The sequence below is a fragment of the Parageobacillus sp. G301 genome (genome assembly GCF_030268025.1).
Lineage (GTDB): Bacteria > Bacillota > Bacilli > Bacillales > Anoxybacillaceae > Parageobacillus_B > Parageobacillus_B toebii.
On record NZ_BSDB01000001.1, the window covers coordinates 1647196 to 1672313 of the forward strand.

The 25118-nt window shown below is 35.6% G+C and carries 19 protein-coding genes and 1 pseudogene; 6 read left to right on the forward strand and 14 right to left on the reverse strand.

The window, feature by feature from the left end:
- Position 1 precedes the first annotated feature (1 nt).
- From QSJ37_RS08400 to QSJ37_RS08415, 4 genes are all read right to left on the reverse strand, one after another.
- Positions 2-1975, reverse strand: coding sequence for an AAA family ATPase (locus tag QSJ37_RS08400; RefSeq protein ID WP_285754667.1), 1974 nt, complete (start codon positions 1973-1975; stop codon positions 2-4).
- Positions 1976-2913: 938 nt separating this feature from the next.
- The gene (locus QSJ37_RS08405; protein WP_285754668.1) at positions 2914-4434 is read right to left on the reverse strand and encodes a recombinase family protein; all 1521 of its coding nucleotides are present in this window, start codon (positions 4432-4434) and stop codon (positions 2914-2916) included.
- Entirely contained in the window at positions 4421-5932 is a 1512-nt protein-coding gene (locus tag QSJ37_RS08410) for a recombinase family protein (protein ID WP_285754669.1), read from the reverse strand. Before QSJ37_RS08410 ends, QSJ37_RS08405 begins: the two co-directional genes overlap by 14 nt.
- Positions 5929-6093, reverse strand: a complete 165-nt coding sequence (locus QSJ37_RS08415; protein WP_285754670.1) for a hypothetical protein — start codon at positions 6091-6093, stop codon at positions 5929-5931. The genes QSJ37_RS08410 and QSJ37_RS08415 overlap by 4 nt, the downstream gene beginning before the upstream one ends.
- Before the next feature lie 164 nt (positions 6094-6257).
- Here QSJ37_RS08415 and QSJ37_RS08420 point away from each other — a divergent pair, with 164 nt between their 5' ends.
- Positions 6258-6605: a helix-turn-helix domain-containing protein gene (locus QSJ37_RS08420; RefSeq protein ID WP_020753785.1), complete on the forward strand. Its 348-nt coding sequence runs from the start codon at positions 6258-6260 to the stop codon at positions 6603-6605.
- Between the two features lie 87 nt (positions 6606-6692).
- Here QSJ37_RS08420 and QSJ37_RS08425 read toward each other — a convergent pair whose 3' ends face one another.
- Positions 6693-6935 carry a hypothetical protein gene (locus QSJ37_RS08425; protein WP_025038995.1) on the reverse strand — a complete coding sequence of 81 codons (243 nt, stop codon included), beginning with the start codon at positions 6933-6935 and terminating at the stop codon, positions 6693-6695.
- 131 nt (positions 6936-7066) lie between these two features.
- On the opposite strand from QSJ37_RS08425, the gene QSJ37_RS08430 reads away from it, so the two are divergent.
- From QSJ37_RS08430 to recJ, 3 genes are read left to right on the forward strand one after another with little or no spacing between them, the layout of a single operon-like run.
- On the forward strand, positions 7067-8521 hold the full coding sequence (locus QSJ37_RS08430) for a recombinase family protein (RefSeq protein ID WP_285754671.1): 1455 nt from the start codon (positions 7067-7069) through the stop codon (positions 8519-8521).
- A 14-nt stretch (positions 8522-8535) separates the two neighbouring features.
- Positions 8536-8901 carry a hypothetical protein gene (locus QSJ37_RS08435; RefSeq protein WP_013877404.1) on the forward strand — a complete coding sequence of 122 codons (366 nt, stop codon included), beginning with the start codon at positions 8536-8538 and terminating at the stop codon, positions 8899-8901.
- Between the two features lie 22 nt (positions 8902-8923).
- Positions 8924-10585 (forward strand): single-stranded-DNA-specific exonuclease RecJ, encoded by a 1662-nt coding sequence (gene recJ, locus QSJ37_RS08440; protein WP_285754672.1) that lies wholly within the window; start codon positions 8924-8926, stop codon positions 10583-10585.
- A 95-nt stretch (positions 10586-10680) separates the two neighbouring features.
- Here recJ and QSJ37_RS08445 read toward each other — a convergent pair whose 3' ends face one another.
- From QSJ37_RS08445 to QSJ37_RS08465, 5 genes and pseudogenes are all read right to left on the reverse strand, one after another.
- Positions 10681-15627, reverse strand: a complete 4947-nt coding sequence (locus tag QSJ37_RS08445; RefSeq protein ID WP_285754673.1) for a DUF4011 domain-containing protein — start codon at positions 15625-15627, stop codon at positions 10681-10683.
- A 189-nt stretch (positions 15628-15816) separates the two neighbouring features.
- A complete protein-coding gene (locus QSJ37_RS08450; protein ID WP_285754674.1) occupies positions 15817-16689 on the reverse strand; it encodes a helix-turn-helix domain-containing protein in 873 nt (290 codons plus the stop codon).
- A 136-nt stretch (positions 16690-16825) separates the two neighbouring features.
- A complete protein-coding gene (locus QSJ37_RS08455) occupies positions 16826-17668 on the reverse strand; it encodes a hypothetical protein (RefSeq protein WP_285754675.1) in 843 nt (280 codons plus the stop codon).
- 88 nt (positions 17669-17756) lie between these two features.
- The gene (locus QSJ37_RS08460; protein WP_285754676.1) at positions 17757-19628 is read right to left on the reverse strand and encodes an RNA-binding domain-containing protein; all 1872 of its coding nucleotides are present in this window, start codon (positions 19626-19628) and stop codon (positions 17757-17759) included.
- 310 nt (positions 19629-19938) lie between these two features.
- A pseudogene (locus tag QSJ37_RS08465) lies at positions 19939-20733 on the reverse strand (SpoVR family protein); the annotation flags it as partial.
- A gap of 252 nt (positions 20734-20985) precedes the next feature.
- Here QSJ37_RS08465 and QSJ37_RS08470 point away from each other — a divergent pair.
- Together QSJ37_RS08470 and QSJ37_RS08475 are read left to right on the forward strand one after the other, a co-directional pair.
- Positions 20986-21582 (forward strand): DedA family protein, encoded by a 597-nt coding sequence (locus QSJ37_RS08470; protein WP_285754677.1) that lies wholly within the window; start codon positions 20986-20988, stop codon positions 21580-21582.
- Positions 21583-21703: 121 nt separating this feature from the next.
- A complete protein-coding gene (locus tag QSJ37_RS08475) occupies positions 21704-21955 on the forward strand; it encodes a YhdB family protein (protein WP_285754678.1) in 252 nt (83 codons plus the stop codon).
- A gap of 84 nt (positions 21956-22039) precedes the next feature.
- Here the strand turns inward: QSJ37_RS08475 and QSJ37_RS08480 are convergent, their stop codons facing one another.
- The 4 genes from QSJ37_RS08480 to QSJ37_RS08495 form a co-directional block, all read right to left on the reverse strand.
- Complete coding sequence (locus tag QSJ37_RS08480; protein ID WP_352177002.1) at positions 22040-22621, reverse strand: MFS transporter; 582 nt, start codon at positions 22619-22621, stop codon at positions 22040-22042.
- A gap of 22 nt (positions 22622-22643) precedes the next feature.
- A complete protein-coding gene (locus QSJ37_RS08485) occupies positions 22644-23174 on the reverse strand; it encodes an NADPH-dependent FMN reductase (protein WP_012749249.1) in 531 nt (176 codons plus the stop codon).
- A gap of 117 nt (positions 23175-23291) precedes the next feature.
- Entirely contained in the window at positions 23292-23930 is a 639-nt protein-coding gene (locus tag QSJ37_RS08490) for a response regulator (protein WP_285754680.1), read from the reverse strand.
- The gene (locus tag QSJ37_RS08495; protein ID WP_285754681.1) at positions 23930-25063 is read right to left on the reverse strand and encodes a GAF domain-containing sensor histidine kinase; all 1134 of its coding nucleotides are present in this window, start codon (positions 25061-25063) and stop codon (positions 23930-23932) included. The genes QSJ37_RS08490 and QSJ37_RS08495 overlap by 1 nt, the downstream gene beginning before the upstream one ends.
- Positions 25064-25118: the final 55 nt, after the last annotated feature.

A 25118-nucleotide genomic window follows, 5' to 3' on the forward strand; every position in this document is an offset into this window, starting at 1 on the left:
GTTAAATCTCACTCACTCTTTTATAAATTTCATCAATTGCGTTCTTTATATAATCTGGAATTTGTTCCTTTATACATATACTAGATAACCGTTGTGCAAAACGCCCTTTTCCAATATTATCTTCAATTTTTCTTAAGCATTTAAAATACTCTCCTTGATCTAACTCTTCTGCAAAGTTTCTTTTTTGTTTATCGCCACCAGTAGTCAACTCATTAAATACTTCACAGATTATTTTCTTAGCATCTTGATTACTTTGACTTTTCTCCATAATATCTACTTCTAAAGTGTAGTTTCCAACAAAAAATCCTTTCTCGCTAAATGCATCCCTTTGTTTTTTTAAGCAAGAAGGGAGTTGACTTTGTTCAATCTTTTGTAAATCTATGATTAATTCAGAAATTTTCTCAAGCCCTAAAAATCCATAGGACTTATGACTTCCATCATGTAAAACATGATATTCTTTTTTTGCATCTTCCTTCATTACATAATAATCACCGTCTGTAATTACAACATAAGGGATTCCTAATACATCCAAAAATTTCACATAAGGTTTAAAATTAGTACAGTTAATGTTACATACTACAATTCCTTTTTGATCTAAAGGTTTTCCCATTAATTCAGCAAATCTCGGTATTAAATACTCTTCCGCAATCCCCTCAACTAATATAACACCTTTACCAAAATATATTTCGCCACGTTTAACATCAAGGTATCTCTCAAGATCCCTTTTTTCTAAGGAAGTAAGGTTAATATTTGAACTGGTATAAACTTTTGTTCCACTACTTGTCCAGCGCATATGTACAATTGAGTCAATCGGAGCAACTGAAGTAATATGTGGTGAATGTGTCGTCATAAGAACCGAAGAATTTCCATGCATAACGTCCTTGTAGATAATTCTCTGTAATGTAGGGTGAAGATGTGCTTCTGGCTCTTCAATAGCTAAAATGGTAAATCCTTGATTAACCGGGTTATATGTATCCATAAAAGAATATAGTTGTTTTATCTCATCATTCGATAAGTCACTTTTTAAAAAATAATTGCCGTTCCCATTTTCTTCGTAAGAAGAAATAAGGATTTCTCTTCCCTCTTTTTTGGATAGTTCTTCAAATTTTTCTTTTTTTAAAAACGTTGGTATTGTTCTATCCTCTAATTGCAAAAGAATTAATGCAATATACAATATATTGTTTATTCCTAAACTAGTCTCGCTTGTAGGTCTTTTTTTATCTCCCATCATTAGTTTAAGGGTATTTAAAATGCGATTTGGATCGATATCAATCGTTTCCAACGATACAATTGAATCTGGTTGAACACCAATAATTTTTTTGAACCGTGTATTAATTTTATTAGTTAAATCTTTTATTTCATCTAATGTTAAAACTTCATCACTTTTCTGTTTAAGCTTCTCAGCAAGCTCTTTAAGTTCTGTTTTGTCAATTTCATATTGTTTAAGTAGCTGGTTAATAGGAGATTTTCGTGAATTTCTCAATTCGCTCTCCACATCACGAATTGCATTAATAATTCTCATATTAAGATATTTTCGATGGCTATGTTTGAAAATTTTATCAGGTTTATCTCCTTGAAAAATGATGTATTCATAATCTTTAGTTCCATCCTCTTTTTCAACTGGATAATAGCGGTAAGTCAATCTTAATGTTGGTGGATCATCAGAAACAGTAGCATCTGATAAAACCGACAATATATTTTTGTTATGTTCGAACCCACGAATTTCTATAACTATTTCAATTTCTTCACCTTTTTCCATAGGATTTTCGATACCCTCATAAAAATCTGATTCAGTCAAATAACGATCTTCATCGGATAGTGTTGGGTCTAATATTAGCTGAATTGCTTTTAAAAAATTGGTTTTCCCTACATTATTTTCACCAATAATGACTTGTTTATGACTTAAAGAAATATCTACACTTTGGAAATTTCTAAAATTCTTTATTTTTACCCTCGAAATGTATGGAGAATTCATCGTCTTTCCCTCCTCAAAAATTCAACCTCTAACTAACAGTAATTATAAACTCATTTAGAAAAAAAAGTAATATTTACCTAGACTAATAAAATAAGCCAAGATTACATACATAAATTTACTAGAGTAAACACTACATTACCGAACTCCTTTACTTCCATTACTCCCCCGACACCGAACTTCCGATCACGAACGTGAATTCACGAAATTACAAAGAGTTCGAAACTCCTTGATACCAAAGGGGACAAGCCTTCTTTTTGTCCCACTTAGTTCGGCAAAGGGATAGTTGAGGGATCACTGAACTATCTCCTTACCGAACTGCAAATTCTTAGATTTTCCTTGTTACTACTCCAAAACCGAACAATTTTGCTTGTTCGCCTAATCTAATTTTGAATCAAGGTAAATTTATGATCATAACATTAGTGATGTAACTTTATTTTAGTCGCTAAAAAACAAGGAAGTTCTCTCCTCCTTGTTTAAAGTTGTAATGAGAATAGAATTGGATCTTGTTGTTTAGTTTCGATTTCTTTTTCTAATTCTCATTATTCAGTTTTAAGCATTGACACGGTATTGCACTAACATATTCTTCAACGCAGTTGGTCTAATCATCTTTGACATTGGATCGATAAGATGTAACAGTAATACTTAACCAACCTAATTACCGAGTTTCCAAATCTCCTCTATCCAAATAACCGAGAACTGTTAAAAAAGGACTTTCTTGTCCATAATAAAATTAGGACAAACCTCAGCTTGTCCCTTGAAATCAAAGGTTTTTCTTGAATTTCAGTCGTATCAATATCGGTAATTTGGGGTTAATTCCGATCGGGTCCTACCCTTAATTACCGAGAAAAATTGCTTTACCTACCAATATATGCACCTAATCACCGAGATATGTTATTACATAAATAAAAAAATCTCCTGCAAATGAGGAGATTTTTGTATCATTTATCATCTAAATTGAAGCGTAGTTTACATTGCAAATGTCCTTTTTTATTAACCATGATTTCTTCAAATAAATACAGGAACAATGCTCGCATATCTTCATTGCAGCTAGAATCAGGCGCCTGAAATTGTTTTAAATGATCTTTAATTAAATTTTCGTTTTTTTGAACCTCTTCTAAGAATTTCATTTTTGCCTCTTTTTCCTCAATCCAACGTTCAATTTGATGAACTTTGTTTAGGATCCGATCTTTTGTAATGATCAATATTTTGATGTGAGGTTCCTTTTCTTCCTTCCTTTTAAAGGCTTTTTCAATTTCAATATCGCAAAGCTGGAGTTTTCGTTTTTCTGTTTGCCATGACACTTTTAAATCCTCAATACTTTTCATGATGCTGCTAATTTCTGTTTCCACTTTTTCCTGAACAGCCGAGATCAGTTTCTCCGTATCTATACCTTGATAACTTTTGAATACTTTTAATACCGTTTGATGTGCATCATCTGCATCTATTTTATAATTGCATGATTTGCATAAATACACTTTCTTTCCATATACTTTTCCCTGGTTGCTTGTCGTTCGCTGATCTTTTCCAATTAAACCCCCATTACAATTTTGGCACTTTAACAAACCTGTTAACAGAAAAGATGTTTTAAAGTGTTTCGGTGGAATTTTTCTCTCGTTCTTTGTTTTGTATAGATTCCAGCAATACTCCCATTCTTCAATCGTTAAAACCGCCGGAATAAGTGGACTTTTTTTCATTATCCACTCACTTCTGTCTTTTAACGCATTGTGTTTCTTTTCGTGTTTTCTTCTGATTGCGATATAACCTGCATAAAAGGGATTCGTAATGATGTTTTTCACGTGGTCTTTAGTCCATGCTTTTCCACGATAACTGTTTTCAGGAAGCTGTTGGGCAATAGATGAAAAACCATGATGATTTTTATATAACTCAAACACTTTTTTCACCAATTCTATTTCAGCTTCCACTATATCAAACTTTTCGGTTCCTCCTTCCTTTTTGGAAGTATACTGATACCCAAACGGAGCTCTGCCACCTGTCCATCGTCCATTTTTCGCCAACGTTTCAATTGCATTTTTTGTATTGATCCGGATTTTATCCAGCTCATATTTGGCTACTCCATCTTTAATCGCTCTAAAAATGGTATCGCCAAAATCATATAAACTTTCTGTTTCACTTTCGATGATTGGGATATCTAATATATGCATCGTTGCACGAATCAGATCATGTTCTTCAGGTATGCGTGCAATGCGGGAATGTGAATAGATAATAACGAAGTCAAATTTCTTTTCATAAGCAGCAGCAATCAATCGCTTATATCCTTCACGATCTTTTTTTCGTGAAGACACCCCCTCGTCCAGAATTTCTTCCACAATCGTACATTGATATTTTTCGGCTAAATCATAGGCGCTACGACGCTGTGTTTCCATTGTCTGCTTATGCGTGGAATGCCGACCATAAAAAACCCCTTTCATGCCGGGAGTCAAAATCTTAGATAAGTCCAATTTCTTCCCTTCCCTCCAATCCTGTAAATAACGGATGACGGAAAATAATTTCAATTTTCTCTTTACTGACCCGAACACGAGAGATAATGTCCTGCAGCAATTCTATTTTTTGATCGTCTTCCATGTCCGGATCAATCATTTTCAACGATGATTCCTGTTTCCAATCATGTATCGTCTTAAACTTTTCGTTCATTTCGAAAATCCTGTATTCTAATTCGGATTTAACAAACAAGCTTTGTTCATATTTCTTTAACATCTGTAATATCGACTTGTCTAATTGAAGTTCTTCTTCCTTTGCCAGAGCGTGCTCCACTCTCTGCACCATTCTTTCCTCTAACTGTTTAAGTTCACGATCAATTTGCTTAATGGCTTCGATATATCCCTTCGTTTCTCCCTTGTATATTTTCTCAATAACCTCCGCAAATTGCGTATGAATAATTTGGTTAAAGAACTCATTCGCATGTTCAATAACTGTGTTTTCTAACCAATCTTTTGATGCTCGCACTTTGGAATGGTTTTTACATTTATACACTAAAAACGTTTCACCCTTTAATTGATGTGGCTTGCCATGCATTACTTGATTACATTCATCACAATAAACAAGTTCTTTTAATAAAAATACATGGTTTTCTATTTGATTTTCTTTTGATTTTTTGCGTCTCTTTACAACCTTACTCATTTTCTTTTGAACGTTTTCCCATACTGTTTCATCGACAATCTTAAGATGCGGCACATCTTTTTCAATTTCTTCTCCCTTTATGTGAGATATTCTTTTTCCTTTGTAAATAGGGTTTGTAAGAACGTTTTGCATATTAGAATAGCTCCATTCCTTATTATCTTTAAAGCGCAGTCCCAATTCGTTTACTATCTTTACAAATTTTGTGAGGGAACTAAAATCTTCTTGCAAAAATAAATCATAAACTTTTTGGATTGTCTTTACTTCCTCTTCAACTAAAATCCAATCAGACTCCTCCTTATCCTCTTCAGGATCCTCTCGGGGTGATCGATACCCAAATGGAATACGTCCCCCAGCATGTTTTCCTTCTCTTGCTACAGTTACTTTAGAATCTTGCAATTTTTGAACCAATTTTTCAGCATCTTCCTGGTTCATGGCGGCGACAATCCGTTCAATTAATTCAGCCTCCGCCGTATACATCATAGGAAATTCAAAGTCCGCTGCGAAAATGACATTTACCTTATGCTGCCTTAGTAAATCATATAAACTCATATACTGTTGTACATTCCGTGCCAAACGGCAACGGCTGTACACAATTAAATTTTTTACCCGCCCCTTTTTTATTTCCTCCATTAGCTGCGCCATGCCCTTTCTCTCTTCCATTTTCTTTTTTCTGGCGGACGTTTCTCGATCCATAAACTCATCATCGATCAATAAATGATTTTTTGTTGCTACCTCACGCACATGCTGCATTTGCATTTCGATAGATAGCTTCTGCTTTTCTTTGCTAATCGAGTTGCGGTAATAAGCAACCGTTTTCAATCATCCAACACCTCCAACTCCCTTTCCGTTTCTTGTCTGTTCTGTATTTGCTTCAAAATAATATCTGTGTACAAGTCAAACCACTTTTCCGCTGCCTCTGGATCATGAACATATTGAATAGAAACGACTTGGCAAGTTACTTTTGGGATTTTTCCTTTCATTCCTATCTCTCCTCAAAAAATTTATGATGTTTTCCTAAAACTTAAGCTTACAAACAGGATTTTTTTGGATGAATGTTGAAATACAATAAAGCCTTTGTTTCTAACCAAACTTGTATTTCTTTGAAAATACATGCGTCTAGCCATTTTTACGGAGGAATTCGAATATGTTGCAACATATAGGAGAACGAATTCGTGTGCTAAGAAAACAAAAAGGAATCAGTTTAAATGCTTTCGCTGAACGTTTAAATGTTTCTCCCGCTTATCTCAGCAATTTAGAAACGGGTAAAACAGACACCATTCAGCTTTCACTTCTCGAAAAACTTCAAGAAGAACTCTCACTCCTTCCTGTTGAAACAACACATTCCACTGATAGCGAATTCGATATTCGGATCCAACATGTCATGCGACAACTAAAGGAATTGGAACAAAAGCACCCAGAAATTGCTGATTACCTCCTTTCCACACTGGAGCGAGGAGTTCATTTGTTTTTGAATGAAAACTCCACTCGCTAATTTTATGATGAACAAATTTTGGTAATTTTATTCATAATAATAAACACCTGTTCATAATAATGAATAAAATTAACAAAAAAGGAGAGCCTAACCATCGACCGGTTGGCTCTCTTTTTGTTGGAAGGCAACTTGAATCTGTTTGGCTTGTTCCTGACCGATTTCTTTATGCAATAAGTGATGAATTGCGCTTCCCTTAAACTTCTGTTCCCATGCAACCATTTTTTCTTGGATCATTTGAGCAACAGGGTGGCTATGAAGATCGTGGATGTCGTCAAATGAAAATTTTCCTAAACTGCTATTTACGGAGAAGCGGACTTTCACATCTTCCATCGGTATTCCCCCTTTGCTCATACATATGCGAAGAATGGGATAGGACAACCCTGTTAATCGTTCAAACTCATTGTTTGCTTCATCCAAACATATATATGGGATATGGACAAACAGAGTTGGAGGCAGTATGTATGAAAGGCACTTTTCAAGAAAGATCAATTGCTTTATATTGCCGCGTTTCAACGGATGAACAAGCTCGGGAAGGGGTTTCACTCGATGAACAACAAGAACGGCTAAAAGCATACTGTCGAGCTATGGGATGGAGTGAAGAACCTCTACTTTTTATAGATGACGGTTATTCTGCTAAAAATCTTGATCGTCCGGAGTTAAATCGTTTATTAAAGGAAGTAAAAAAAGGGACGATTTCAAAAATATTAGTCACGAAATTGGACCGTTTGAGCAGGCGATTATTGGATCTTTTGAAATTAATTGATACGTTCCAAGAATATAACGTTTCATTTATTTCGATTAGCGAATCGTTTGACACCAATACTCCATCCGGTCGTCTCACCTTACAGGTTTTAGGTGCGGTTGCTGAGTTTGAACGGGAACGAATTCGGGAACGTGTTTTTGAAAACATGCTGCACGCAGCCAGACAAGGAAAATGGTTAACACAAAGCCCTTATGGCTATCGACTACAGAATAAAGAATTAGTTATTTATGAACCGGAAGCACAAATCGTTCGAAAAGTTTATGATTGGTATCTCAATCAAGGGCTCGGCTACTATGCGATTGCTAAAAAGCTAAATGAAGAAGGAATACCTTCTCGTCAAAAAAAGGAATGGTCGATTCGGGCTATTAAACGAATGCTTACGAATCCCGTATACAAAGGAACCTTAGTTTGGAACCGTATCGACTCCAGCAAATCGAAGCGGGTAGAAAAAGATGACACTGATTGGGTTGTCCTTGAAGACGCTTGTCAAGCTATTATTGATCAAGCTACATGGGAACAAGTACAAAAAAGAGTAAATAAAAAACAAATGGCACCTCGAGCACAAACAAGTCCGCATTTACTTGGTGGACTATTAAAATGCGGCAGATGTGGTTCAGGAATGAGCATTGGTTGGTCAGGTTCACCGAAAAATCGCTATCGTGTTTATCGTTGTTCCGCTAACAAAAACAAAGGAACGTGTACAAGCAAACAGTACCGCGCTGACGATGTGGAGTCATGGTTTAAACATGGGTTATTAAAGTTAGCCGATTCGATTAACACCCAAATGATTCCTCATCTTATTCAAAAGGCTGCTGAAAACGAAGAGAGCACAATCGAGCAAAAAATTCGAGCCGCCAAAAACCGTTATAAACGAAAAGTGGAAGCGTACACGGCAGGACTCATTGAGTTAGAGGATTTAAATGAAGAAAAAAAGCGGATGGAACAAATCATTGCAGAAGCTCAAAAAGCGGAAAATGCTTCTTTAGTGGATGTAAAAAAGCTTGAGGCAATGGTGAAAGAAAAAATAAACAATGTGATCGATGCAATCGATGTTTTACCAGTCCCCGAAGCAAAATCATTAATTAAAACGATTGTTGAAAAAGTGATTTTACTTGATGAAAAGGATATTGAAATCGTATTAAACATTCAGTAAATGGAGTTGACAGCATGAAACCGATCACCTTACGCCAATTGCTCGATACTAATCAATTTCAGAATCTGCTTCATCTAAAAAAAGAACTGATCTCTTACAAAAATTCGGGTGTCATTTTTTATAAAGAAGTAATGAGTTCGCTTGAAATCGACACGCCATTTGAGTTGTATTTTGTGTTGTCAAAAGGAGGAATTGAATACGAAAACGCATTCCCAATACCAATCGATCTTTACAGAGAGTATTTAACATATAACCGTCCTCCAGAGTACCTTTTGCGCTTTTACCAAGAATACTACGGAACAAAAAACATCCCATCCGACCGATTTTTTCAAACATTAAACATTTTTCAAGCCAAAAGATATGCTTGGTTTTACAAATGACACCAACGAGAGGACGGTAAGTATGGATTGGATACCGTTTGATACACCATTAGAAAAACATCCCAATAAAGCTTTGATCACCTATATGGCAAGACAGTTTGATATCGAACCTGTACTGATGCACCATTTGTTTATTCACGGCATCGACAATTGCGAAAAAGTATCACGATTCTTATTTCCGACTATAGATGATTTTCATGATCCATTTCTCATGAATGACATGAAAAAAGCGATTATACGCATTATTAAAGCTTTGATACAAAAAGAAAAAATTCTGATTTATGGTGATTATGATGTAGATGGAATGACAGCAACGGCTATCCTGTACAAAGCTTTAAAGAAATTTAAAGCAGATGTCCATTATCGATTGCCGCTTCGCAGTGAAGGGTACGGTTTGTCACCGAAAGCAATGGAAAAAGTTCCGGAAGATGTCTCTTTAATTATTACAGTAGACAATGGATCAAGTGCCCACCCTGCAATGGAAGTGGCAAAAAGAAGAGGAATAGATGTCATTGTTACGGATCATCACGAAGTTTTAGGTCCGCATCCCGACTGTTATGCGTTTATTAATCCAAAGCGTCATGACAACACTTATCCTTTCCGACATCTCGCAGGTGCAGGAGTCGCTTTAAAAGTTGTGCAAGCACTATTTATGGCAGGAAAAATTCCATGGGATAAACATGTTTACGAATTTATTGAGTTTGCGACGTTAGGTACGATTGCGGATCTAATGCCTCTCAAAGGAGAAAATCGTATTATTTGTAAACTTGGATTGCAGAAAATGAACTATACACCAACCCCTGTATTAAAAAAACTCTTTGAGATGTTACGAATTAAATATGTCGATAGTTCCACCATTAGCTTTCAAATTGGACCGATTTTTAACTCGTCGGGACGAATTGATGATCCAAACCAAGCTGTCGATATTCTAATCAATCCTTCATGTACAAAAGCAGATCTTTACGCATTAATTACTTTAAATAAAAAGCGGCAACAAATGACAAAAGAACAATTTCAACGTATTGAGGAACAAATTATTCAAAACCAGTGGTACAAACAAAATGTGATTGTCGTTTGCGATGACTTTCACAGCGGTATTATCGGTCTCATTGCCGCAAAAATAGCCAATAAATTCAAAAAGCCAGCGGTTGTGATTTCCTCGACAGGAGCCGGTTCTGCCAGAAGTGTAAATAGTACAGATTTTTCCATTATTAATGTGATTAAGAAATGCTCACATTTCCTAACCAAATACGGTGGTCATCGAGCCGCTGCTGGTTTTTCGATTCAACTCGATTTCGATCATATCCATGCTTTTAAAGAAGCGATTCAACTAGCAGCCTTAGACGAACCGCCGCTAAATCCAAAATTAAAATATATTAGTACAATTCCCTTACATAAGTTCCCTATGCATATTTTTGATGACTTAAGCGCGTTAGAACCGTTCGGAATGTCATTTCCAAAGCCGTTGTTTTACTGCTCACCGTTGGCAATCAAGCAGTTTCAAGCATTCGGGAAAAACAAAGAACATTTAAAATTAACAACAAATGATAAAGAAGCGATCGCTTTCTTTAGAGGAGAAATGGTAAACGAAATCCAACAACAATCGTTAGCTGAATTTCTTTACACTCCTAACTGTCCGATGAAAAAAGATTTTTTAATTCATGATCTTCGTTTCATCAAATAACAAAAGAGCCTTGGAAAAAGCCAAGGCTCTTTTGTTTATTTTTATCCTAAAAACAAAGAAGGTTAAATTTTCAGTATCAGTAAGAAATATTTTTATCAATTATCCTCTTTAATAACCTGTTGGTTCATTATTTCTTTTACCAGCTTAACAATTTCATCTGTAATTTCCTTTTTACGCTTTACCCAGTCCTGTGACCAGATTCTAACTATCTTCCATCCTAGTGACTCCAATACACTCTGTCTTAGTCTATCCCTGTCTCTTGCAGTTTTAGACGAATGATACATTGCACCGTCACATTCAATCCCCAGTATATATCTACCTGGTTTTTCAGGATCAACTACTGCAATGTCTATTCTGTAACCAGAACAACCTACTTGTTTCCGAAGTTCAAGTCCCCTCTTTTGCAACATATTATAAACGTCCTCTTCAAACGGAGAATCAAAATCCGCATTATTCACTTCGGTACTATAAATAAAATTTCCTTTATTTCTAGCAAAAGCTAAGTATGCTTTTAACAATCTTGGTCCACGTTTCTTTAGTTTACTGTCGTCCAAATCAATATCAAGAATGCTCGATACAACCTTTATTTCCTTTCTAGCCCGTGTTATGGCAACATTCAATCTTCTTTCTCCTCCATCTTTATTTAATGGACCAAAATTATAATGCAAAACTCCATTTTCGTCTTTCCCATAACCAATGCTAATTATAATTGTATCTCTTTCGTCGCCTTGAACATTTTCTAGATTTTTTACAAAGAACGGCTCAAAATATTCTTCACTAAAAAATTGTTCAAATTCTGGATGTTTCTCCCTCATTTCATCAATCTTATCTCTAATTACTTCTTGTTGTTTCTCGCTAAATGCTATTACACCTAACGAACGTTCTGGAGAACGTTTTATATGTTCAAAAACTAATTGTGCGACTTTTTCAGCTTCCTTAATATTTCGATTTGAACGTCCTCGATCATACACTCCATCTTCCACATAAACTAGCGATACTCCGTCATGTTCTCCTTGTATTGAATTAGGGAAAGTATATAATTCGTTATTGTAAATTTCCCTATTTGAAAAAGCAATTAGAGATTCTTGTTTACTACGATAGTGCCATTTTAATGATATTTGTGGCATAAACAGCAAACACTCATCCAAAATACTTTCAAAATTTTCATAAAGATCCCCATCTTCTTCGTCAATAAATTCATCATCTATTTCAATTTGCTGTGAAAAGAAAGAAGTCGGAGGTAACTGTTTATCGTCTCCAGCAATAATAACTTGTTTTCCCCTTATCAATGAGCCTATTGCATCTTCCGGTCTCAGCTGTGATGCCTCATCAAAAATGATTAAATCGAATTTTAACTTATTTGGATCAATAAATTGACTAACTGATAATGGGCTCATCATCATACAAGGCTTTAAAGTTAATAATAACTCGGGAATTTCGGCAAAAAGTCTTCGAATTGGTTTATGGCGCTTCTGTTTTTGAATTTCTCTTCTCAGTATAGCTATTTCAGCTGTTTTGTACGCGATGTTTTCAATGTAAAATTCTTTATTCCGAGTTAGAAGCTCATGTACTCTTGAACTATTAATTTCGATTTGTTTTAAGTCATGTTGTTTAAAATCTTCAATCATTTTATTATGCTGAGTAATTTGAAACTCTTTTAAAATTGGCATCTTATTGTATGCATAATCTAACCAAAGCTTATAAAACCTTTTCATAAATACATGCTCAAATGATAATTCATAATTCATTAATTCAGCCTTTTCCAAAAATTCCTTTAACCCCAACTCATATGATTCATCTAAAATTTTTTGAAGTTTAATCCATTCCCCTAACTTTGATGTTTGTTCGGACATTAGTCTTATTGTGTCAGCAACTTTATCGATACCAGCACTATTAAGCGTTTCACCATCAAATTTTCTCTCTGATATTGAAACAATCTCCTTATAGAAATCTAAACCTTGGAGTAAACATTTTTTGCTATTGTTTAATGATTTACATGTACTGATAAAATAATCTTCTGCCTCATGATTCTTCAATAATTCCACAAACCATTGTGGAAAATCTCCAGAAAATAATTGATAAGCTTCCATCGCCCATATTATTGCTTCTTCTATATAATCCCAGTTGGTTTCATATCCGTGATACAAATTGCCATAATATTTATAAAGGGTATCTGATAAATAATTGATTTCGCTTTCTTTCTGTTTAATATTATTTACTAAATCAAACAGCTTTTTTAAATCTTCTGTCGTTATAGGATTAGATTTCTTGACATATTGACTAATTTTGTTTTTTGCATAAATTATTTTTAAAATTAGCTCCTTAAGCTCGTTAATGTTAAAACTTAGGATGTCCGTATCTTCTCTGATATTCGGAATTTCGATTGAACATAACTTCATCAAATTATCAACATTGTTTTTAATATTGCTAATTAGTTTCTTTAATTGTTCTTTAATGACGTAAAAATTCGCTACATCCTCTTCTTCGAACGTTAACAAAAATTGAAACATTTTCTCCATATTGTCTGTTTGTTTCAAATGATGAGAAAGCGCAAATATTTTTTCAATGTATTCTTCTAACCTAGCCCAATCTGTTTTTTCCTTTTTGTAACTAATTCCTAAATAATCCTTAAGCAATTCATCTTTATCATTAATCTCATTTCGCATATTTCGTAAACGAATAAGGTTTCTTAAGTCTTTAATTACCTGATCATAATTGTTCTTTTGTTGTACATTTAATTGATAAGAACGAATCAGATTTCTATCCTGCTTGTAACCACTTTTAAAAATACGAAATATAGATGAATATTGCTCGATGTACCTATTTAAAACACCTTCTAAATCTTCTTTAAGAATGTCAAGATTATAATAACTTTTTAGTTGTTCTAACTGAGCGTTGAATTCGGTAAAAAATTCTCTATTTTCTTTTATTAGCTTTCTAATTTCCTCTTTATTTTCTGTGTGAAACCATTTTTCAGCAGGTTTAACATTGCCATCAATCACACTGTAAACTTTATCCAAAATGTTAATTTGACTAAGATTTAAAGACAACAATTCAAATTTAACAATGGATTCAAGTTTCTTCTTCGTATCTAATAATCCTTCATAACTGTTTTCGATTTCCTCAATACATTTTATGATTTCACTTTCGTTGCTTAATAATCTGTTAACGAATAGAGAATAATCATTTACTAATTTTACATTGTGGTTTGGAAAAATTATTTCTTTAACCTCATCTAGATCTACATGTAAAATTTGTTCATGATAACCTTTGAGTAATTCTTCCTTCAATTTAAAATATGAAGAAAATAAACTTTCATGTAATTTGTAATGATTGAAAACCTTATTTATCATTTGATTGTCTTTATCATTAAACCAACTATTGTGTAACTTATTAGGCTTTCTTTCTAACAGTTCCCCGATCTGAATAACTTTATCTAATAAATTTAGGCTTATCTTTTTATCTTTTATCCCTACTTTGTTACTTAGGTTACTTAAACTAACGTAAACCTGGGATAGACGCTCTGATAAGTCCCTAAAATTCGTTGATATTTTAGTTTCTAAATCGAAATTAGTTTCCTTCAGTAATGTACCGTTCCATATATGATGATTTTTACTTTTTAGAAGTGGTTTTAATCTCTCTAATAAACGCAATTTATTTTTTATTTCGTTTAACTTAAAGTGATCAAAGTTCTCCACGTTAGGTATTTCAAATAATAAATCAGGTTGATCATAAAGCTCAGATAATTTTCCATGTATTCTTTGTGGAGTTTCATTTAACGATGAAACCTTGGTGTGTAAAGAATTTACATAATTATTCAAATGTTTCTTTATTTGATCAAATTCAATAAAAGATTTATAACTATAAGATGGTGAAGTTTTTAATAATAATGTTCTTGCTAACTCTTCAAGAATTGACTTTTTGTTTGAATTATGATTGTGTAAATCTAAGCAGTAATCCCCTATTCCTCTTTCATCGAGTCTTTTCTTTACAACATCCAAAGCTGCTTTTTTTTCGCTTACAAATAATACTTTTTTACCTTTTGCAAGAAATTCAGCAATAATATTTGCTATCGTTTGGCTCTTTCCTGTACCAGGAGGTCCTTGCATTACAAAGCTTACCTCATTTTTGGCAGCCAAAATAGCTTCTTGTTGACTAGAATCTGCGTCTAATATCTGATAAGACTCTTCAGATTTTGCAATTTTGTCATATTCAACAATCGATTCAATATTCTCACTATTACACACATCTTTCTCTAATTTAATACCCGCTAAAGACTGTACAAATTGATTTGATTTTACTAAGTCTTCATATTCCTCAAAATCCTTGTACATCACTAATTTACTAAAAGAAAATAAACCAATATATGCTTCATTCGTTATTTTCCAAGATGGTTCTAACTTTAATTCATTTTTATAGTAACTTAGCAATTCATCAAAAGAATTTTGGTCTACTTGGTCTATTGGAGTTAAAACAATACCGTAATCAAGTTTGAACTTTTGTTCTAATACAGGATTCAACAAAATTTCATCATCTAATTTTTGAACATAAAATGGATCTTTCGAGGACTCACGATATAAAGAAATTGGAATTAAAAATAATGGAGAACAAAGTATATCCTTACTATAATCTACTTCAGTCCAATATAGGAATCCACAAGCTAAATAAAGAGTATTAACGCCCTTCTCATCAATTGAAGATTTCGCCTTTAGTCTAATATTATTTAATTGATTTTCAAATTTTTTAACTGTTTTAATAAAACTTTCTTCTTTTATTTGTTTTATCTCTTCCTTAGTTAAATTCTTATCTTTTTGTTTAATTAATTTATCCACTAATTTATTTGCTTCCTCTTCAAGATTTACAAGAGAATTAACCCTAACACTTTTAAACTCCTGTAAAAGATTGAACAATTGATTCGTATCGGTATGTATTCGAATAAATGATTTGTTTGGTTTAAAATTTAACAACCTATTTCTTTTTGTTAAATCTAACAAACGTGACTTCCATTGCTGAATTTTTATATCTAACTTTCTTTCATTCATGTTGGGACTATTCCCCCCTCCTGCCAGCTACTTAAAAATCTGCATATTGTTAGCAACATTCAGTGCGCTAATGAATAACGCACTTGTTTAAAATAATAACACCAACAAAACACAAAATTAAAATTCATATGTATTTTAACACAAATAATATCAATCAAAATATACTCCAAAAATAAGTAATTAAAAAGATTAATGCGTTGATTCGTCCGTCAACAATGTTTTTCCAGATTGATTTATTACTTTCTCCAGCTTTGTATAAATCGCATTTTTAATCATGGATTTTAAGTTCTTATATTTCCTTCCTGTCAACGGACAACAATACTCCTCATTCAAAATAATTTCATTTCTTAGCTGCTCATCTTTATTAAAGAATAACTCATATATTTCGCTAGTTAACAGCTCCTCTTTTTGTTGCAAGATGTCTACGGTTTCACTTTCATATTCATTAATTATTTCTGTAAAAATCATTTTGAAATCTTCCAAAGACATAGCTTTATTTAACTTTCTTTTCAGCTTTTTTGAGGTTTCATTGCTACTTTCTTGTTGATTTGTCTTTTTTAATTCTTGATACATCTCATCTATTTGCTCATATAACTCGATTAAAAAAGCATTTTCTTCCTTCAGTTTTTGAATTTCATTGGTTAATTCAGTAATTTTCCCATAAACAAGATTCAACTCCTCCTGCATGTTAATGAGTTGATTTTCTAATTGTTTCTTCTCTTCCTTAAGCTGTTCAATGAATTCTTCGGAATCGATGTCCACGTATTTGACTCTTTCTGAATTAAATGTATCGCCTTTTTCAGATTTGCCATTCACCATTGGTGAAAAAGCATTCTCTACATACCACTCATACACGCTCATAATCTCAGGCAGTCCTGGTCTTTGTTCTTCAATAAATTCAAACAGATCATCATGATGAATCCTCCAGCCCTCTTTTCTGTTTTCGGAACGTTCCGCTCTAATTTTTCCTTCGCGAATCCAACGAGTAACCATTTGAATCGAATCTGTAATGTAGTGTTGTTGGAGAATTTTTAGTGCTTGGTGAACATTATATACTTCCATCTCCTTCTCCCCCATTCCAAATTATTTAAAATAAAAATATGTTGGTAATGTTATACCTATGACATTACTTAAGTAATTTTAGGAAAATAAAAAATGCTTGACTTTAAACGCCAAGCATCTCTTATTAAAATCCCATTTAATTGATAAGATCGCTAAAATTTAGGTCATTGTTATAGGAGTCTGGATTGAATGTAAATTTTAATATCAACTCCCCTTGAGACATTCTTTTCAATCTTCTTTCAATATCCAAATCCCATATATTTTCTAATGTTCCCCTGTAATCTAAAGCTTGTTGTAACATCTCCCATTGATCTTCTCTTCCTAAATCGTTAAAGTAATCCCTTTTTAGTAACCACTTTATTTTTTGCAACTTATCTGTCGTTAATCGGTAAGGATGCCTTTTTGGTAATACTGCTCGCTGATATAACTTGTGTTTAAGCATTGAATGGATTGGCAATTTGCGAATTTTTTCTATGTTTATCAAACTTCCTTCATTTTCACGGGCTTTTTTGATTATGTCAAAAGGAATATCCGGATGGACAAAATAATTTTCAATCTCAGCTTGAGTAACTCCCAGCTTCCGGGCTATCGTAGCAACCTTTACTCCGCTATTAACCATTTGATCAATCAACATATGTTTGTCTAACCACTTTGTTGTTTGATGATGGAACATCCTCCTTAGCAACTTAATTCGTTGTTCCGTTTCATTCGAATATCGCTGAATAACGCAAAATATTCTTGTGTACCTTTTATGCTTTTCATTCATTTTTTTATATGCTAAGTATTGCGGAAAACCAGCGACTAACCAATATTTATCTTCTGTTCTATCCTTTTCAACAATAACATGGCTGCTTAACTGATCCCCTCCCTCTAATATTTTGACCATTTTCTCTACTGCTCTTTTTGAAACATTTTCAACGTATATGGGGACAATTTTATCTAATTCAATGGATTCCATCCAAATCCCATCAAGCTTCATTCGTACCCCTCCCCATCATATTTTGTAAAACTATATGAGAAGGGAAATTTGTCTAATAACAATAAACCAGCATTAGGAATCCAGTATCCTAATGCTGGTTTGTAAAAAGAGATCGTGTCATATATGCTTGTTTTGGATGGTTTATTTGCTCTGGATATAGCGGTTCTAATTTTCCTTCCTTAAGCAATCGTGAAATGTACTTTTTGCGAAGAGGATCCATCTGCCTATTCAGTAATTGACTTAATTCTTTGAGCGTTAACGGCTTAATTGCACAAAGATTTAAAATGATCTCATCCATTTCGGAAGGATGTAATCTCTTTTTCTTTCTTGCCAATTCAGAAATATCCAATAGCACTTTTTCATGATCTTTTGTTTGTTCGTTTTCGTTAGGTCCGGAGTTAGTAGCGTTAGGTCCGGAGTTATTAGCACTAGGTCCGGAGCTTATTCGATTATATCTGGAGTTCCCTATAGACTTTTGATGAAACATTTCCGTTAGCGTATATTTTGTACCTCTTCCTTGTCCATTTGGTTCTAAATATCCTTTTTCCACCAGTCCGGATAATAATTTGCTTATTTCATCACTCTTTTTATCTGTCAGGCTTTGCAATCTCGTATTGGTCACATAATTTTCTTGATGTGCCGTCACTAAAATTAATACTTCATCATTGGTTAAAAACTTATAATGTTTCCCAAGAACTGCTTTTAGAAAATCGACGCTTTCCTGCGGTAATAATGAAGTTGTTCGCAACGTAAGAATCGTGCGATCCGGCTGAAATTCTTCAATTAATTCTGGGGCAGTCCAATGTTGTTCTTTCCACGCCAAATGAATATTCTCAATCCCCGACCCTGCCCGTTCACCAAGTCCGATTAACATAAACATTTTAAAAATCGTTGGATTTCTCGGATCACTTATTCCACCTTTCAGTGCTTGTTGCAAAGGAATCCGAAGAACACCCGGGTTGGAAAATCGAAATAACATCTTTTCCTTTTCGATAACAATTCCGCGTTGCCCGTAGTAATCGGCATGAGCCAACGTATTGACTAAAGCCTCACGAAGAGCAGCGTGCACCCTTGTATCATCCTTGCGAAAAAGCCCCTCCATTTGAAAAGGAATATTTAAATCATCCGTTAGTCTGCGGATCACTTTAAAATAAAAATCATACAAATTCCCCGACCAAGTGCCGTCGGAAGAAATAATCCGATCTGTCCATCTCTCCCCCGGCACATCCAAACTCTTTTCCCGATATTCTAAGAAATACTGCGGTAAATACTCTGTAATGCTGCGCTCTTCCCCAAACATGAGCAACCCGGCTAATGTTAGCCCTTCCTCGTTGGTTTCGCGCAGCCTTCCCAAAGCTCCAATTTTATATAAAAATTCCTTCAGTTCTAAACCATTCCAAGGATGATCTGGTTTCAAAGAAGAAAAGCGATTTCGATAACTTCTCACCGATTCCATATTCAAATCATTTAAACCGTAATTGGGAAGAACTTTACTGTCTTGAGGAATTGGAGATTGGTCCGCTATCATTCGCTGTACTTCTTCTTTTGTACATTTATAGTCTCCTTCATAATTGCGGCGATATGTACCTGTAAAAGGATTATGACCAATATAAATTGGCTTGTCCTCACGTGAAGCTCTTGGAACATAAATTTTCACGATTTCTTTTCCGTCAACTTCAACAATTTCTACATTTCGATCCACTAAGATATTTTTACTAATCCTTTGGGGATTATTAATTCCATCCCAAAAGTCTTTGACTAACTTTTTTGCATCAACATCGACTGGGAAAAACTCTTGTCCTTTTTGCTCGACCCCAAGCAAAATAATACCGCCATTTGTATTCGCAAAAGCAGAATACGTTTCCCAAACATCTTTCGGTAACCCGCCTTTGGCTGCTTTACATTCCAATTCAGCATTTTCTCCATCGTCTATAATACGCAACAAATCCTTCGCATCCATTCCGCCATATATCCCCTTTAAATTTCTAATATTTACTACAAATTATTTGACAACGAAAAGAAACAATCCTTTTAACATTTAACAAATTATACAATTTCCCATTTGTCAAAGAAATTTATGGTTCACCAGGACAAAATGTATTACAAATGTTATTTTAGCATGATCACTAAACATTATCGAACCATGCAGCAAACCATTAATCAAATGTGCAATATTTAAACATTTTAACATCAAGAAAATAAAAAAATCACTTTCGTATACAAGTGATTTCTCATTTACATATTTAAGCTCCTTTGCGAAACGAAGCTCAGCCTTCGTTCATGATTTTCGTCTCCAACTGCGGCCAAAAGTATAACATTTCTTCGCGCATCATCGTTAAAATATCGCGCTGCCATTCTTCCAGCTCACGGCTATATTCTTCAATAAACAATAATACGTCTTTTTCCGGTTGCGGCGGGAATTTCCGTCGTTTTTTACGCGGTGGCGGAGTCGGCTTATTTTTTTCATCGAGCAACCATAAATCATCATATGGCGACGCTATTTTTGGCGGTTCTTCTTCTTCGTATACTTCCGTATCTTCCAAAGTCCATGATAATTTCGGACGAAGCAGTGACGGATCGATATGCTCTTGAATCGCCAATACCGCATCTAAAAACTTTTCTACTTCCAATTTTCCATATTGATGTTCGTAATGTTTGATTCTCTCGGCGGTTGCTGCCATGCTTTCGACCATATCCCGCTTTGTGTTGCTGAAACGAACGTTATTTTTGAAAAAGTCACTATGCGCTAATACATGTGCGACGATCAATTTATTTTGAATCAGCGAATTTGTATCCAATAAAAATGCGTAACAAGGGTCAGAGTTAATGACTAGCTCGTAAATTTTGCTTAATCCTAAATCGTATTGCAGTTTCATTTTGTGAAACTGCTTGCCAAAAGTCCAGTGGGAAAACCGCGTTGGCATGCCATACGCACCAAACGTATAAATAATATCCGCTGGACAAATTTCATAACGCATCGGATAAAAATCAAGCCCAAACCCTTCAGCGATTTCCGTAATCTCCGCAATCGCCCGTTCCAACTCCTTCAAATCATCTTGTCGCATGCACATCTCCTCCCCCTTTTCCCTCTTATCACAATGTATGAGAAAAAAGGAGTTTTGATACGTATAAGTCCATTCCATATTTCGCGTTTAATCCATACGACTGATCAATCATATGTTTACCTTTCTTTCCCCATCTTTATATAAAAAATTTCCTTCAACGTATGTATTGTTTATAATGGACATTAGCAAATAATAAAGCCCATTTATTTTCTGCTGACTCGCTTTGCTCATACATTAAAGTGTGGTGATACAGTGGAGCATTATTTACATTATTTTATCGATCATTTTGGATATATCGGCATTATGGTCGTGTTAATGTTAGGAATTGTCGGTATGCCGATTCCGGATGAGCTGCTACTTACGTACATTGGATACCGAATTTCCACAGGTTCCATGTCATATCCTATCTCATTTGTTTTTGGCTTTATTGGTGCTATAGCTGGTATCTCCATCAGCTACTATTTAGGAGTAAAACTCGGATTGCCGTTTTTACAGAAAATAGGTCCAAAAATACATATTACAGAAAAGCGAATAGAGCAAACGAAAGCATTATTTGCCAAACTAGGGCCATCGGTGCTGTTTATTTGCTATTTTATCCCTGGCATCCGTCATCTTGCTGCATTTTTAGCTGGATTTAACGCATACGATCGAAAAAAATTTATGTTATATGCCTATAGCGGAGCGTTTGTCTGGGTCTTCACCTTTCTCACAATTGGTAATTATTTAGGGAAGAATTGGATTATAATTAAACAATATATGGATGAATATCGCACTTTTTTTATGACCGTATTTATTCTCCTCATTTGCCTGCTCACAATATATTGGTTTTATCAGCAAAAAAAGAAGTAAAACACCGGCACTTTGAAACCGGTAAATTTATTTTTTACCTTCTAGCGTAACATTTACAGCGTAAAAAAAACAAGAAGCATCATACACTAAAGACATCTCCTTCTATAAAGGAGGCATGAACTTGAACACCATCGATTATGACAAAGCATTATACTATACGCACCGCTCCGAATGGGATAATTTGCTTATTTTAATGGTGCGTACAAAAGATGATTTGCTGTCGAAAAAAATTGAGCAATTTCTTCACGCCTACAATTTTGAATATGATTACTCGGTTATTCAAAAACGGCTAACCGCTCTGTTGCGCTATATTGACCATGCCCTTGAGGCAAGCGAACAAAAAACAGGAGCTGAGCAATACGCTTATTCGTAAATAAAAAACGGGGAATTGGTTCGATCCAATTCCCCATTATTTATCCTATCAATTCTCCGACCGATGTATAAGAAAAATCTCCTTTTATCCTGTCAGATGAAATTGTTCTTTTTTCACCGATTCCCCAGTCCTTAGCACCAATAGCCCAGAAATGATAAGCAATCCGCTTAATATGGCATATGGAATCAGGACATGCTCTAATGAAACGAGGCCAGTAAATACGCTTAACAAGGCGGAACGAATAAGAAAACCGAACGCACGAAATAAACTGTCTACCCGTCCGATTTTCTCATTTGGGATTCGTTCCATCATTAGCGAGCTGCGTGCCACCCTTGTAGCCGCATTGCCAAACGCGGTAATGCTTACAAGCAGATAAAATATCCACGTGTTTTTTACGAAAAGAAACATCGTCATCGCCATCGCATACATAAATACGGTGATCGTAATGCTTATTTCTGTTCCGATTCTCCTCAGCAATAACGGAACTACAGCCCCTGCGAGCGCTGCGCCAATTCCATACACCATACTTTGGATTCCGTATACCGAACTATCTTCCTTTAAGACATCGGTAATATAAATCGGATGAAGATAATTGGTCATCATCACACCAATAAAGGGCATGAACGAAGCAAGCAAAAACCAAAACAATAGCGGACAAGCTTTCATATAGCGGCATCCTTCGGTCATCTTATTCTTTTTTCTCTCTCCACCACTTGGCTGCGCTGATATAACGATGCAACTCAGAAAGGATATCATCCACTTGCATAGCCGCCGCTTGGGTTAAATGATCATCAACGAAACAAGAGGAATCTAAGACAAGCTGTTTTGGAATGGCGTTGGCATGCAATCCACGCATTACTGTACGCATATTGTTTAAGGCATTGATTCCGCCTTTTCCTCCCCCTGCCACCGCAATAAGAGCAGCTGGTTTGTGTTCGAATTGATCGCTGCTTAAAAAATCAAGAGAGTTTTTTAGCGCTCCGCTCATCGCACTATGATACTCTGGGGAACAAAGCACAATGCCATCGGCTTGCTGAATTTGTTCGCGTAACTGGCACACAGCAGGCAACTCTTCTTGGCCTGCTTCACCGTTATATAGCGGTATGGCTCCTTCACTTAAATCGATAAGCTGCGCTCCATATTGCTTTGCAATATGTCTAGCGACGATTCCCGTTCTCCCCGATTTGCGCGGACTTCCGTTCACTACAACGATATGCATGGCATTTCTCTCCTTTTTTCCTTGTTTTTCTGATTATAGTGTAATCAAAGGAATGGCTTCTTTCGCCGGCAAATCGGGGGAGCTGTACATACGAAAATAGCCGAAGCCTCAATACAACTAAAGTCTGAGATGTTTTACAGCATAAAGAGCCGCTTGGGTGCGATCCGCAAGATTTAACTTAGCAAGTATATTGGATACATGCGTTTTGACCGTTTTTTCTGTAATCATTAATGCTGCGGCAATCTCTTTATTGCTTTTTCCTTTCGCAATTTCCGCAAGCACTTCTTTTTCCCGCTTCGTCAATACTTCAATAAGTTGTTCCTTACGATCCCCTCCCTTTGACACATGAGTCATTAAATGCGTGGTGACTTTCGGGTGAAGCTGATTTTCGCCTCGGTACACAGATATAATCACTTGTACTAACTGATCTGGTTCTACATCCTTCAATTGATACCCCGACGCGCCGGCACGAATGGCGGGAATAACATGATCCACATCAGAAAAGCTTGTTAAAATGAGAATCTTCGTATGAGGAGACAGCTCCTTTATTTTTTTCGTTGCTTCCACGCCATCCATAACCGGCATGACCAAATCCATTAACACGACATCTGGTTGCAGTTCTTTCACCCGTTCCACCGCTTCTTTTCCATTGGACGCTTCACCGACTACGTTAATTTCTTTTTGCGTGTTGAGGAAAAATGCTAATCCTCGCCGAACAACATGATGATCATCCACAATAAGTACATTGATCCCCATTATCCTCTCCCCTTTTTCAACGGAATGATGACATCAATCGTCGTTCCTTCTCCTGCGGCACTTTTAATATGAATTTCTCCATTTAACGATGCGACCCTCTCTTTCATACTATTTAAGCCGAGAGAAAAAGGATGTCCATCCGTCTTGGAAAATCCGCATCCCTCATCATGTATTTTCATATGGACATAGTGCTTTTGGACGTGGATCGCCATATCAACCTCAGACACTCCCGCGTGTTTTTTGCAGTTATTCAATGCTTCTTGTCCCACGCGCCATAAACACTCTTCGACTTCATTAGATAAATCGATCAGTCCGTTAATATCCACGGTTACTTTTAACCCGAGCATATCTCCGTAATGCTGAAAGGCGTTGGCTAGCCCATGTTCTAACCCGTGCGGACGAAGCTGCCAAATAAGCGCCCGCATTTCCTGAAGGGCTTCTTGCGCTAATTGCTGAATGTAGGCGAACGTATCTTTTATTGTTTCGTCTTGAGTCATTTCTTTTGCGCCGCGGGCCGTCAACTGCAGCGAAAATAATAATTGGCTCACCGAATCGTGCAAATCTCGCGCTAAGCGGTTGCGTTCTGCTATTAACGCGAGGTTTTGTTCATTTTCAGCGAGCTTGATTCGCTTTATTGCTGTCCCGATTTGATAAGCAACCGCTTCTAATAATGCCAGTTCTTTATTTGTAAAACTCGTTTTATGCGGAGCAGCTACATTGAGCACTCCAAATTTCTCATCCCCTGCACGAAGAGGAATGCTCGCGTGGTGGGTAACGCCATTGGTATCTCCCCATTGCTCTTCGATTGCCTTTTCAAGCCGCTTGCATTCAATGACATTCGCTGCCCGCTGCAGCCGCCCATCTCTGTACCGTTCCAAACACCAACAGCCTCCTTCGCACATCGGCTTCTTATTTTCCCATGTCAGTGCAGGAGGTAATTGATAGTCAGCAATAAGAGAGTATCCTTCTTTTGGATGAACAAAAAAAATCCAGCCGCATTGCAATCTCATCACTTGTATTAATTCCTTTAATACCGTCTGCAGCATTTCCTTTAAATCATTGCACTCATTCAATGTTTCGGCAATGGATTTTAATGTAAGCAATTCTTGAATATCCTGCTTGTCCTTGCTCATTTTTCTTCCCCCTTCGCTCCAATCGTATAGAAAAAAGACAACGCCGACCTTCGGC

Excerpts from the sequence above, each read along its gene's own strand:
- QSJ37_RS08400 (WP_285754667.1), bottom strand. The coding sequence starts at position 1,975 with ATGAATTCTCCATACATTTCGAGGGTAAAAATAAAGAATTTTAGAAAT.
- QSJ37_RS08415 (WP_285754670.1), bottom strand. The coding sequence starts at position 6,093 with ATGAAAGGAAAAATCCCAAAAGTAACTTGCCAAGTCGTTTCTATTCAA.
- QSJ37_RS08420 (WP_020753785.1), top strand. The coding sequence starts at position 6,258 with ATGTTGCAACATATAGGAGAACGAATTCGTGTGCTAAGAAAACAAAAA.
- QSJ37_RS08425 (WP_025038995.1), bottom strand. The coding sequence starts at position 6,935 with ATGGAAGATGTGAAAGTCCGCTTCTCCGTAAATAGCAGTTTAGGAAAA.
- QSJ37_RS08430 (WP_285754671.1), top strand. The coding sequence starts at position 7,067 with ATGAAAGGCACTTTTCAAGAAAGATCAATTGCTTTATATTGCCGCGTT.
- QSJ37_RS08435 (WP_013877404.1), top strand. The coding sequence starts at position 8,536 with ATGAAACCGATCACCTTACGCCAATTGCTCGATACTAATCAATTTCAG.
- recJ (WP_285754672.1), top strand. The coding sequence starts at position 8,924 with ATGGATTGGATACCGTTTGATACACCATTAGAAAAACATCCCAATAAA.
- QSJ37_RS08445 (WP_285754673.1), bottom strand. The coding sequence starts at position 15,627 with ATGAATGAAAGAAAGTTAGATATAAAAATTCAGCAATGGAAGTCACGT.
- QSJ37_RS08450 (WP_285754674.1), bottom strand. The coding sequence starts at position 16,689 with ATGGAAGTATATAATGTTCACCAAGCACTAAAAATTCTCCAACAACAC.
- QSJ37_RS08455 (WP_285754675.1), bottom strand. The coding sequence starts at position 17,668 with ATGAAGCTTGATGGGATTTGGATGGAATCCATTGAATTAGATAAAATT.
- QSJ37_RS08460 (WP_285754676.1), bottom strand. The coding sequence starts at position 19,628 with ATGGATGCGAAGGATTTGTTGCGTATTATAGACGATGGAGAAAATGCT.
- QSJ37_RS08480 (WP_352177002.1), bottom strand. The coding sequence starts at position 22,621 with ATGAAAGCTTGTCCGCTATTGTTTTGGTTTTTGCTTGCTTCGTTCATG.
- QSJ37_RS08485 (WP_012749249.1), bottom strand. The coding sequence starts at position 23,174 with ATGCATATCGTTGTAGTGAACGGAAGTCCGCGCAAATCGGGGAGAACG.
- QSJ37_RS08490 (WP_285754680.1), bottom strand. The coding sequence starts at position 23,930 with ATGGGGATCAATGTACTTATTGTGGATGATCATCATGTTGTTCGGCGA.
- QSJ37_RS08495 (WP_285754681.1), bottom strand. The coding sequence starts at position 25,063 with ATGAGCAAGGACAAGCAGGATATTCAAGAATTGCTTACATTAAAATCC.